Raw genomic sequence first — 10,626 nt, 5'->3', positions numbered from 1 at the left:
CCCCCTATCAGACGACCTGTTCGCCGTCGTCGTCGTACACTTCGATCGCGTCGACGGGGCAGGTCCGCGCCGCGAACTTCGCGTCGAGTTCCTCGCCGTCCGGCACGTCGAGGACGAACAGGTCCTCGTCTCGCTCTTCGCTCCCTCGCAGGTCGGCTTTCCCGTCAGTCATGTCCTTCTCGAAGGCGTCCCACTCGGCCACGCACTGGTACATCCCGACGCAGGTGTCGCGGTCGAACTCCACGTACATGTCCACCGCTTCGGCGAGGCGGTACAAAGCGATGGCGACGAACGACAGAGAGTGACGCCGAGCGACAGAGCGTAACGACTCGACGGGGACGGGCCGTCCCCGACGACCCGCCATCCGACCGTCCCGTTTAACCATCGGTGGGACCCACGGGCGCGTATGACCACCGTCTGGCTCGTCGACCGCCAGTTCGATTCGAAGGGACTCGTCCGGCTCACCTACGCCACTGAGGACGGCGAGCGCATGCACACGAAGGAACTGGCCGAACAGCGCCTCGTCACTGGCGACGGGATCACGGCCGGCCGCGAGGTCGACGAGAGCGCCCTCGGCGAGACCCCGGCCGACGAGCGCGAGCGGTTCGCCGCGGAGGCGTCGCGGATGGCCGCCGAGCACGACCCGGACGACGTGGTGTGAGACTCGTTCGGACGCCGATCGGCGACTGCCCCCGGCCGCGCCGCTCGGCGTGCGAGCGGACTGAGGGGAGTAAGCCCCCTTCGGTTCGTCCCGACATTCGGCTGAGCGTCCGCGCCGTGGCCGGACTACCTTGTGGCGCGGACTTGCACCGGCGAGGATTCGCCGTTCCATCCGTTCCCGCCCGTCTGTAACGTGGCAGAGCCACGCGCCCTCGTCGGGTTAACTCCCTCCCCTTGCGGGTCGGTTCGCTCGACTCATCGGTCGAGGCGGGGGGTGTCGTTGCTGTTCCAGAGCCAGCCGTCTCCGACTCCGGGCGTGTGCCCGGTCGCCCGTCCGGCCGGTGGGGGGACTTTCCTCATGCCGGAGGCACGGGAGTCGGGCTCCCTCTGTCCGGGCCGACGTTCGCCGGGGGTGCGAATAAGCGATCCGGTCGGAACGCGATCGGGGCAGTGACGGAGGCGATCAATGCCGGGACGGAGGCGATCGGGGGCCGAAACGAGGAGACTCGGAGGAGCTCCCGTGCCACCGGGTCGCAAGGGAAGCGTTCAAGTCGTCAGCAACGTAATGGTCCTTTATGTCCGAGGCTCAGACCGTTCAGCTGTCGTACGACGACGGTGCACGAGCGGTCGAACTCGCGCGGGAGGCGGTCGAGTCGTTCGTCCGACACGGACAACGCGAACAACCCGGCAGCATGCGCGAGGCGTTCTACGCCCGCACCGGGGCGTTCGTTCGACTGGAGTCCACCAGGGGCCGCGGCCGGCTCCGCGGCTGCGCCGGCGCGTGGGAGACCTCCGACCAGCTCGGCCACGCGATCGTCGAGGCCGCGATCAAGGCCGCCTCCGACGACTCCTGCGGCTCGGAGGTCGAGCCGAAGGAGCTCGACAACCTCACCGTCTCCGTGTTCGTCGTCTCGAACACGGTGCTCACCAACGACCCCCTCGCCGACCTGGCGATCGGCACCCACGGCGTCGCCGTCGACGGCGGCAACTCGCACGGCTGGCTCTACCCGACCGTGCCCGTCGAGAACGGCTGGTCCGGCGCCGAGTTCCTCTCGCGCGCCTGCCGGAAGGCGAAGCTCGCGCCGAACGCGTGGGAGGACGAGGAGACGATGGTGACGCTCATCGAGGGCCAGGTGTTCCGAGAGCGCGCCGACGGCGGCGCCGTCGAGGAGCTGTAACCGTCGGAAGCGACCCGTTTTTACCCCGACTCGTCCGCCCCGTACCCCACCGCCTCCGCGTCCGCGAGCGCCCGCTCCGTCGCGGCCGCGAGGTCGGCGGCGTCGTCGGCGACGACCTCGCCGTCGCGGATCACGGGCTCCATGAGCGACTCGGCGTCCGCGGGGCCCGAGCGGTCCGCCAGCCCGACCGCGTGCGCGCCGTCGGCGGTGCGGTAGACGGCCTTGGCCTCCGAGAGCTTGCCGCGCTTCGCGGCCGGCTCGCCGTCGACGGCGACGATGTCGAGCGCGAAGTCGACCGGGTCGGCGTTGGAGACGTAGCCGCCAACGCCGAAGCCGTCGACGACATCCCGCAGTTGGCGGAGGTCCGCCGGGCCGAGCCCGCCGGAGACGTACACGTCGACGTCGGCGTGGCCGCGGGCGTCGAGCTCCCACTGGACCTCTCGAACGATGTGTCTGAAGTCGCCGCGGCGCGAGCCGGTGGTGTCGAGCCGGACGCCGTCGAGCCGGTCCCCGAGCGCGTCGACCGCCCGGAGCGTCTCGTCGACCTCGTCGGAGTAGGTGTCACAGAGGGCGATCCGCGGCACCGACTCGTCGACGGCCTCGTCGAAGGCGCGCCACGCGGCCTCCTGCTCCCCGCGGCCGAAGCAGATGGAGAGGGCGTGGGGCATCGTCCCCGACGCCTCCCGACCGATGAGGTCGCCGGCGGCGACGTGCGAGAAGCCGTCGAACCCCGCGACGAGCGCCGACCGCTCGACCGCGGCCGTCATCGAGGGGTGGACGTGGCGCGCGCCGAACGAGAGCACCGACGAGTCGGGCGCGGCGACCCGGCAGTCGAGCGCGGCGGTCGCCATCCCGGAGGCGTGCGAGAGGAAGCCCAAAAGCGACGTCTCCAGCCGGGCGAACGCCAGGTACGGCCCCTCGATCCGCATCACCGGACCGCCGTCGAACAGGCGGCCCTCGGGGACGGCGTCGACGTCGACGTCGCGGCCCTCCAGCAGCGCGATCGCGTCCTTCAGTCCGGCGAACAGCTCGAAGTCGCCGTCGGGGAACTGGTCGGCGGTCACCTCGGCGACGACGCGCGGGTTCCGGCCGGCGCCCTCCAGCGCGGCCTCGGTCCGCTCGAAGTAAGCGTCCGTCGCCCGGCCGTCGCGGATCGCGGCCGCGTCGACGATGTCGAACTCGGTCATGTCACGGAACACGCCCGCGCGAGAGAAAAGCGGTCCGGGTCAGGCGCCGACGCCAACGCCGACCCCCGCCCGTCAGCGCCGCTCAGTCTCGGGTCCGACGCGCGAGCAGCGACACCGCCGCCAGCAGCCCGAGGAGGGCGGCGACGACGCCGAACCCGGGGGCCTCGTCGCCGGTCGAGGCGTCCGGCCCCGACGAGCCGTCGGCGTCGTCGCCGTCGATCCCCCCGTCGACGTCGTCGCCGTCCGAACCGCTCCCACCGTCGCCGTCGGAGCCGCTCCCGTCGCCCGTGCCGCCGTCACTCCCGTCGCCGTCGGTCGCGGGCGGCGCGAGGTCCGCGTCGGGACGCAGTTCGAGGACGCCGTCGGACGTCGGGGCGTGCGCGATCGTCACGCGAGTCCCGTCGCGCACGACCCCGTAGGCGCCGGGGAAGTCGCCGCCGTCGATCTCGTACACCCGGCCCGCCTCGTACGCGTCGTCGCCGTGGGCGGTGATCATCCGGAGGTACGTCTCGCGGAAGTCGGCGGCGTCGCCGGGGGTCTGCCACTCCGTCACCCAGACGTAGCCGTCGCGGGCGTCGTCGCCGTCGCCGGCGCGGTACGGGTAGAGCTCGTCGCCCGCCCAGCCGTCGGTCGACTCGTGGGCGTAGTTGTAGTTCGCCCGGGTCCGGAGCGACTCCTCCGGCCGCGTGTGGATCCGGACGTTCTCGCGCAGCCCCGCGTCCGGGTCGAGCACCGGGTACTCGTACTCGAAGCTCTGGTACCAGAACATCACGAACATCGACGCCTCGCCGGTCGTCTCGGCGCCGTCGACCCCCTGGTCGGGATACGTCTCCCACTCGCCGGTCGCGGTGTCCTCGAACGTCACGTTGCGGGTCTCGTACTCCGGATTCCGGTGGATCACCTCGGCGGTGCTCCCCGGCGGCTCGGACATCGTCTCGTTGACGGCCTCCCAGCCGCCCTCGTCGACCAGCTCCTCGACGTAGAGCGCGCCGTCCGAGTACGGCTGGAGCACGGTCTGGAGGATGCCGAAGTTGAAGTCGGCCGGCGGCCCGCCGCCCCCGCCGCCGCTCGGCGCGTCGAGGCAGGTCCAGTCGGCCGCGCAGCGGGCGGCGTACAGCTCCTCGATGTGAACGGCCTCTCCCTCGACGATCCCGTCGACCGCGAGGTCCCCGTCCTGCGTAGTCCCCGCGTAGCGGGGCCGCGTCAGGTCGTGATACTGGTCTTGCATCCCGTGGACGAGCTCGTGCGCCAGCGTCGAGGGGTCGATCCGCGTCTCCTCGCCCTCGGCGACGACGAGGACGATCCGGTCCTGTGTCGGCGAGTAGAAGCCCGAGACGGCGCCGCCGAACACCGAGTCGATCTCGTCGTTCGCGTTCGCGTCCTCGCCGACGACGAACAGCGCCTCCCACACCTGGTCGTTCCAGCGCCGGAACGCCTCGTCGGCCGAGCCGTTCCCACCGCTCGCGGTGTCGTTGGCGTACTGGCTCCGGGTGACCGTTTCGACGGGCACGTCCTCCCGGAACGGCCGCTCGCGGAGGTGCTCGACGCGCGCCATCGTCAGGTGCGTCAGCGCCTCCAGCTCGGACTCGTTGAGCCCGTCGCTCTGGTTGAACGAGACCTCGTCCTCGTAGTGGGTCCCGTTCCAGCAGCCGACGAGGTCGGTGCCCTCGCCGGCCTCGCACTCGGCCGCGGTCGCGCTGGCGGGCGCGCCGCCGGCGGCGTCGACGGCGCCGATCTCGTCGCCCGCGGGGCTGCTCCCGACGCTTTCGGCGACCGGACCGGCGGCGGCGACCCCGCCGACGCCGAGCGAGAGGAGGGCGATCGCGGCGGCGACGACCGAGAGGGTGAGAACCCGTCGCATAGGGGCGATTACGACCGACCGGATAAGTAGTTTGTCGGTGCGGCGGTCGACCCGGAGGCGCGTCGTTGACGCGGCGGCGGGCCCGGAAGCGCGTCGTCGATACGGCCGCCGGTCCGGACGCGCCCCGGCGGTCGCCCTCGCCCCGGCTTCGGATTTTTGAGTCGCGACGCCCAACCGTCGCCCATGCCGTACGATCCGACCGAGACCGCGGTGATCGTCGTCGACATGCAGAACGGGTTCTGTCACCCGGACGGGAGCCTCTACGCCGAGCCGAGCGAGGCGGCGATCGAGCCGGTGACGGCGCTGGTCGAGCGGGCGCGCGAGGCCGGCGCGAGCGTCGTCTACACCCGCGACGTCCACCCGCCGGAACAGTTCGACGACGCGCACTACTACGACGAGTTCGACCGCTGGGGCGAACACGTCGTCGAGGGGTCGTGGGACGCCGAGCTCGTCGAGGGGCTCGACGTACGCGAGCGCGACCACGTGATCGAGAAGCACACGTACGACGCGTTCTACCGGACGGATCTGGAGGGGTACCTCGACGCGCACGGAATCTCTGACCTGCTGATCTGCGGGACGCTCGCGAACGTCTGCGTCCTTCACACCGCCGGCAGCGCGGGGCTCCGCGACTACCGGCCGGTCGTCGTCGAGGACGCGCTGGGGTACATCACCGAGGACCACCGCGAGTACGCCGTCGACCACGCCGACTGGCTGTTCGGCGAGACGACGGGCCTTGGGGACGTCGCGTTCGCTGAAGCGTGAGTCGGTCGGCACGTCGTTATCAGCCGCGCAAATCGGCGTGTAACCCTTTTGAACCCCGGCGGGAACGGTCGAGTATGGAACTCTCTCGACGCGGGATGCTCGCCGGCGTCGGCGCCGCCTGCGCGGTCGGCGCCGTCGGGTTCGCCGGGGCGACGGCGGTGTCGGACGGCGGGACCGCGAGCGACGCCGGCGCGGGTGGTGAGGAACCGATCGGCGGCCCGACCGGCGGCGACGCGACCGACGGCGGGAGCGACGGCTCGGCCGGCGCGGTCGACGCCGACCCGGACGCCCCGTTCGAGGCGCGGCTCCTCCGCGACGGGGAGGTCGACCGGCGGCTGTTCGGCGCGGCCGACCTCGACGAAGTGGAGGGCGTCTTCGACGGCGACGGCGAGTACCTCGTGTACGTCGCGCTCGGCGACGACGGGGTCGACGCATTCCAGGAGCGGCTGGCGGCGTCGGGCGCGGTCGACGAGCCGGAGCGGTTCGTCGCGTCGATGACGCTCGACGGGACCGAGGTCAGGCGGGTCGAACTGGACGAGTCGACGGTGAGCGCGCTGACCGACGACGGATGGGGAGGGGTGTTGACGCTCCCGTTCGGCGAGGAGCGCGTCGCGGAGTCGGTGTACGAGTCGCTGGCGGCGGCCTGACTCGTTAGGGACGACGGTAATTACCGGGGTCGCTCCGCGGCGCGGAGGGGATCGGTTATGTCTCCGGCGACGGTACGGGGTCGTATGACCGAAGGCGACGGCGACGGAAGCGCGTCGGGCGAGGCTCCCGCCGGTCGGGGCGGCCGACCGTGTCCGCGCTGCGGGACGCCGATGTACCACCGACACTGCAAGTACGTCTGCCCGGCTCACGGCGTCGTCTACGACTGCAGCGACACGTTCTACTGAACGCGGGGCGCCGCGGCGCCTCGGTTTTCGCTCGACGGAACCCCCCTTCGCGTCTCTCGGATCGCGACGGAATCAACCGGTATCGAGGTGAAAACAACAATGGATGTGCGAACTGTTATGTTCTTGGAGGTCGACTTTTCGCTTATGACCGGCGACCCGCTCTCGACCCTCCTCGCCGACCGCCAGGGGTCATTATGGTAGAGCACACCCAGGTTGCCCGGAGCAAGCGGATCCAGCGTCGCACGGGGAAAACCTTCCACGTCGCCACCCGGCTGCTGCCGAAGCGGATCCGTCACGCCACGTACGTGCTGTACGGCTTCTTCCGGATCGCCGACGAGGTCGTCGACGCGGAGGACACCGACCCGCCGGCCGAACAGCGCGCCGAGCTCGACCGGCTCCGGCGGGCCGCGCTCGGCGAGCAGGAGACGGACGACCCGGTGTTAGAGGCGTTCGCCGAGGTCAAGGCCGAGCACGGGATCGCCGACGGGGACATCCACTCGTTCGTCGACGCGATGGAGAGCGACATCGACACCGACCGCTACGAGACCTACGAGGAGCTGGAGGCGTACATGGACGGCTCCGCGGCCGCGGTCGGCCGGATGATGACGGCGATCATGGACCTCGACGAGGAGACCGAGGCCGCGGCGCTCCCGCACGCAACCAAGCTCGGCGAAGCGTTCCAGATGACGAACTTCATCCGGGACGTCCGGGAGGACGTGGTGGAGCGCGACCGGATCTACCTCCCCCTGGAGACCCTCCGGCGGCACGACGTGACCGAGGAGCAGATCCTCGACCTGGAGTTCGACGCGAACGTCGCGGCCGCGGTCCGCGAGGAGCTCACCCGGACGGAGCGGCTCTACGAGGAGGGAGTCGCGGGGATCAAGTACCTCCCCGAGGACTGCCAGCTGGCGGTGCTGCTCGCGGCGGTGCTATACGCGGACCACCACCGGCTCATCCGCGACCTAGGCTACGACACGGTGTCGACGACGCCCGAGCTCTCCTTCGCCCGTAAGATCTCGCTGCTCGTCCGGACGCGCTGGAAGTGGCAGTGGAACAGGGACCCCGAGGCGGTGTTCCACGAGATGTGCCGCGGCTTCGACGGCGCCCGCGACCGCCGCGAGCACGGGCCGCACGGCTCTGGCGTCGCGCAGTCGGACTGAGCGGGAGAGGGCGGAACGGCGATGGATCGCTCCCGCTTCGTCGGCCTCGCGCTGCTCGCGTTCGGGCTCGTCTTCCTGTCGTTCATCGTCCGTGGTACGACCCGCCTCCTCGCGCCGTACGAGCTGGCCGTCGCGCTGTCGGCGCCGATCCTGTTCGCCGCCGCGGGGCTGCTGGCGGTCCTCGTCGCCCTCGCGACGCTCGACGTGACGGGAATTAGGAAGTTGGAGTGACCGACTTCTCCGTGCTGAATACCTCCAAAGCCCCAGCCGCTCGGCAATACGCGGTTGATCCCGTATCGTCGGTGAACACCTCCAAAGCCCCAGCCGCGAGGCGGACACACGCTCGCTGCGCTCCTCGTCACTCGCTTCGCTCGTTCCTGCGGTGCTTGCGTCGCCTGTGTCCGCCTCGCGGCTGCCCCTTTGAGTCCCACCCCGAACCGCACAGCAACCGCAACCCCACGCCTCCCCAACCTCGTCGGTGGTCCTCCGCTTCGCTTCGGACCACCGACTTCCCTCGCGCGTGCTCCTCACACCCTGCGGGTGTTCGGAGGCACGCGCCACCGCAGCGTGTTGTCATCGATCGTCGTCGTCACTCGTGGCTATCTACGAATCGGCGGCCGGGTTCCGATCGCCGAACCGCGGGGACGACCTCCGAGGTGGGCGAAGTCGGAACGCCCTTCTGACCGCGGCTCGCAGGGGTCGTATGGACGTACGAACCGTCGCCGACCTCTCGCCGGCCGAGCGGCGCGCCTTCTTCGAGCGCGACGCGGGCGTCGACGCGGTCCGCGACGACGTGAGCGAGATCGTCGGCCGAGTGCGCGAGGAGGGCGACGTCGCCCTGCGGGAGTTCGCCGAGGAGTTCGACGGCGTGACCGTCGGGAACATCGACGTCACGGACGACGCCGAGCGCGCGCACGCCGAACTCGACGACGCGGACGACCCGGTCCTCGACGCGGTCCGCGAGGCGGCCGCGAATATCCGCGAGTTCCACGAGCGACAGCGCCCCGAGGACTGGCGCGACGAGTTCGGCGGCCGGGAGCTCGGCCGCCGGTTCCGGCCGATCGACCGCGCGGGGGTGTACGTGCCCGGCGGCGCGGCCGCGTACCCCTCCAGCGCGCTGATGGGCGTGATCCCGGCGACCGTGGCGGGCGTCGACCACGTCGCCGTCGCGACCCCGCCGGCCGAGGAGCTGAACCGAGTCACGCTCGCGGCGGTCCACGAGGCCGGCGCCGACGCGGTGTACCAGGTCGGCGGCGCGCAGGCCATCGCCGCGCTCGCGTACGGCACGGAGACGGTGACGAACGCGCAGAAGGTGGTCGGCCCGGGCAACAAGTGGGTCACCGCCGCGAAGGCGGTCGTCCAGGGCGACGTGGAGATCGACTTCCTCGCGGGCCCGAGCGAGGTGCTCGTGCTCGCCGACGAGACGGCCGACCCGGATCTCGTCGCGGCCGACCTCGTCGCGCAGGCCGAGCACGACCCGAACGCCTCCGTGGTCGCGGTCACCGCCGACGCCGACCTCGCCGAGGCGGTCGCGGACGCGGTCGACGCGCAGGCGGCCGAGCGCGAGCGCGAGGAGACGATCCGCGCCGCCCTCGACAACGAGGCCTCCGGCGTCCTCTGTGCCCGGTCGATGCCCGAGGCGGTGCTGTTCGCCGAGGAGTACGCCGCCGAGCACCTCTCGATCGTGGCCGAGGACGACGAGGCCCTCCTGGATCGGATCACCAACGCCGGCTCCGTCTTCCTCGGGCCGTACTCCCCCGTGGCCGCCGGCGACTACGCGACCGGCACGAACCACGTGCTGCCGACGAACGGCGGCGCGAAGCGCTACGGCGGGCTCTCCGTCGACACCTTCCTCCGGTCGTCGACGGTCCAGCGGCTCGACCGCGACGCGCTCGCCGGCCTCTCGGAGACGGTCACGACCCTCGCGGAGGCGGAGGGGTTAGAGGCGCACGCCGAGAGCGTCCGGAAGCGGTTCGAGTGAGAGCGCGGGACCGGATATATATCGCTCCCGAGCGGTTCCGAGCGGTCTTCCCCGATCGGGAGGTCCCCCGACCGCGACGGGGCGCTCCCGATCGCTCTGTTCCGGTCGTATCGCCCATATACGCCTCATAGCAGCCTTCATGCCGTGAAAATCGATCGTTTGAGGCGTAATGGCGGACGACACCAACGACGGAGCGGAACAGAGTTCGAGACGGAAATTCATCAGCCTCGGCGGGGCGGCCGCGGTCGCCGGGCTCGCCGGCTGTTCCGGGGGGTCGGGAGGCGGCTCCGGTGACGGCGGCGACGGCGGCGGCTCCGGTGACGGCAGCGACGGCGGCAGTTCGGGCGACGGCGGATCCGGTGAGTCGGGCGATCCGATGCTGGCGGAGTCGGGCGCGTTCGACCCCGAGAGTCCGGGCTGGGAGGAGAACAACTACCTCTCGACGCCGCTCGTCGACGCGGGGTACGAGCGCGGGACCCAGGCCGACCTGGAGCGGATGGGGAACCGCGAGGTCGAGGAGGTCCCGCACGGCGAGCCTGTCCGGGAAACGCCTGACGACGAGAGCGAGTGGCTCGAACCCGACACCCTCGTGTTCACCGAGAGCCCGAGCGAGGACGTCCAGGGGCGGTACGAGGAGGACTTCCAGGCCGTCTTCGACCGCATCGAGGAGGAGACCGGGATCCCGGTCGAGTACAACCGCGTCAACAACTACGCCGCCTCCGTGGAGGCGATGCGCTCCGAGCGGGCGCACATCGCGAACTTCTCGACGGGGACCACCGCGTTCGCGGTCAACCTCGCCGGCGCGGTGCCGTTCACGGCGGGCATCGCGCCCGACGGCGCGTTCGGCTACCGGCTGTTCGCGACCACTCGCGCCGACGCCGACGGGATTCAGAGCGTCGAGGACTTCGCGGACGACGACGTCCGGATGGCCCACGCGGAGCCGG

Annotated in this window: 12 protein-coding genes and 1 other RNA gene; 9 read left to right on the top strand and 4 right to left on the bottom strand. The window is 71.2% G+C overall.

Going from position 1 to position 10,626, the window contains the following annotated elements:
• Positions 1-7: 7 nt before the first annotated feature.
• A complete protein-coding gene (locus tag SD626R_RS13065; RefSeq protein ID WP_049983993.1) occupies positions 8-250 on the bottom strand; it encodes a ferredoxin in 243 nt (80 codons plus the stop codon).
• A 156-nt stretch (positions 251-406) separates the two neighbouring features.
• Between SD626R_RS13065 and SD626R_RS13060 the strand changes: the two genes are divergently transcribed.
• Positions 407-661, top strand: a complete 255-nt coding sequence (locus SD626R_RS13060; protein WP_092566782.1) for a DUF7967 family protein — start codon at positions 407-409, stop codon at positions 659-661.
• 58 nt (positions 662-719) lie between these two features.
• Here SD626R_RS13060 and rnpB read toward each other — a convergent pair.
• Positions 720-1,052, bottom strand: an RNA gene (gene rnpB / locus SD626R_RS13055) — RNase P RNA component.
• Positions 1,053-1,235: 183 nt separating this feature from the next.
• On the opposite strand from rnpB, the gene SD626R_RS13050 reads away from it, so the two are divergent.
• On the top strand, positions 1,236-1,838 hold the full coding sequence (locus SD626R_RS13050; RefSeq protein WP_092566781.1) for a TIGR00296 family protein: 603 nt from the start codon (positions 1,236-1,238) through the stop codon (positions 1,836-1,838).
• A 20-nt stretch (positions 1,839-1,858) separates the two neighbouring features.
• Here the strand turns inward: SD626R_RS13050 and SD626R_RS13045 are convergent, their stop codons facing one another.
• Positions 1,859-3,025, bottom strand: coding sequence for a nicotinate phosphoribosyltransferase (locus tag SD626R_RS13045; RefSeq protein ID WP_092566780.1), 1,167 nt, complete (start codon positions 3,023-3,025; stop codon positions 1,859-1,861).
• Positions 3,026-3,107: 82 nt separating this feature from the next.
• Positions 3,108-4,886: an Hvo_1808 family surface protein gene (locus SD626R_RS13040; RefSeq protein WP_092566779.1), complete on the bottom strand. Its 1,779-nt coding sequence runs from the start codon at positions 4,884-4,886 to the stop codon at positions 3,108-3,110.
• 183 nt (positions 4,887-5,069) lie between these two features.
• Here SD626R_RS13040 and SD626R_RS13035 point away from each other — a divergent pair, with 183 nt between their 5' ends.
• From SD626R_RS13035 to SD626R_RS13005, 7 genes are all read left to right on the top strand, one after another.
• A complete protein-coding gene (locus SD626R_RS13035) occupies positions 5,070-5,648 on the top strand; it encodes a cysteine hydrolase family protein (RefSeq protein ID WP_092566778.1) in 579 nt (192 codons plus the stop codon).
• Between the two features lie 74 nt (positions 5,649-5,722).
• Positions 5,723-6,295 carry a hypothetical protein gene (locus SD626R_RS13030; protein ID WP_092566777.1) on the top strand — a complete coding sequence of 191 codons (573 nt, stop codon included), beginning with the start codon at positions 5,723-5,725 and terminating at the stop codon, positions 6,293-6,295.
• 84 nt (positions 6,296-6,379) lie between these two features.
• Positions 6,380-6,541, top strand: coding sequence for an HVO_2523 family zinc finger protein (locus SD626R_RS16915; protein WP_176697326.1), 162 nt, complete (start codon positions 6,380-6,382; stop codon positions 6,539-6,541).
• A 194-nt stretch (positions 6,542-6,735) separates the two neighbouring features.
• Positions 6,736-7,701, top strand: a complete 966-nt coding sequence (locus tag SD626R_RS13025; protein ID WP_092566776.1) for a phytoene/squalene synthase family protein — start codon at positions 6,736-6,738, stop codon at positions 7,699-7,701.
• A gap of 21 nt (positions 7,702-7,722) precedes the next feature.
• Positions 7,723-7,932 (top strand): hypothetical protein, encoded by a 210-nt coding sequence (locus SD626R_RS13020; protein ID WP_092566775.1) that lies wholly within the window; start codon positions 7,723-7,725, stop codon positions 7,930-7,932.
• A 472-nt stretch (positions 7,933-8,404) separates the two neighbouring features.
• Complete coding sequence (gene hisD, locus SD626R_RS13015; RefSeq protein WP_092566774.1) at positions 8,405-9,682, top strand: histidinol dehydrogenase; 1,278 nt, start codon at positions 8,405-8,407, stop codon at positions 9,680-9,682.
• Between the two features lie 169 nt (positions 9,683-9,851).
• A partial coding sequence (locus SD626R_RS13005; protein WP_394324706.1) for a PhnD/SsuA/transferrin family substrate-binding protein occupies positions 9,852-10,626 on the top strand: 775 nt, incomplete at its 3' end.

The organism is Halorubrum sp. SD626R (genome assembly GCF_001261915.1).
Classification (GTDB): Archaea; Halobacteriota; Halobacteria; order Halobacteriales; family Haloferacaceae; genus Halorubrum.
Note: the sequence above shows the minus strand (reverse complement) of the source record. Positions and strands in the feature narration are given on the sequence as shown.

Excerpts from the sequence above, each read along its gene's own strand:
- SD626R_RS13065 (WP_049983993.1), bottom strand. The coding sequence starts at position 250 with ATGTACGTGGAGTTCGACCGCGACACCTGCGTCGGGATGTACCAGTGC.
- SD626R_RS13060 (WP_092566782.1), top strand. The coding sequence starts at position 407 with ATGACCACCGTCTGGCTCGTCGACCGCCAGTTCGATTCGAAGGGACTC.
- SD626R_RS13050 (WP_092566781.1), top strand. The coding sequence starts at position 1,236 with ATGTCCGAGGCTCAGACCGTTCAGCTGTCGTACGACGACGGTGCACGA.
- SD626R_RS13045 (WP_092566780.1), bottom strand. The coding sequence starts at position 3,025 with ATGACCGAGTTCGACATCGTCGACGCGGCCGCGATCCGCGACGGCCGG.
- SD626R_RS13040 (WP_092566779.1), bottom strand. The coding sequence starts at position 4,886 with ATGCGACGGGTTCTCACCCTCTCGGTCGTCGCCGCCGCGATCGCCCTC.
- SD626R_RS13035 (WP_092566778.1), top strand. The coding sequence starts at position 5,070 with ATGCCGTACGATCCGACCGAGACCGCGGTGATCGTCGTCGACATGCAG.
- SD626R_RS13030 (WP_092566777.1), top strand. The coding sequence starts at position 5,723 with ATGGAACTCTCTCGACGCGGGATGCTCGCCGGCGTCGGCGCCGCCTGC.
- SD626R_RS16915 (WP_176697326.1), top strand. The coding sequence starts at position 6,380 with ATGACCGAAGGCGACGGCGACGGAAGCGCGTCGGGCGAGGCTCCCGCC.
- SD626R_RS13025 (WP_092566776.1), top strand. The coding sequence starts at position 6,736 with ATGGTAGAGCACACCCAGGTTGCCCGGAGCAAGCGGATCCAGCGTCGC.
- SD626R_RS13020 (WP_092566775.1), top strand. The coding sequence starts at position 7,723 with ATGGATCGCTCCCGCTTCGTCGGCCTCGCGCTGCTCGCGTTCGGGCTC.
- hisD (WP_092566774.1), top strand. The coding sequence starts at position 8,405 with ATGGACGTACGAACCGTCGCCGACCTCTCGCCGGCCGAGCGGCGCGCC.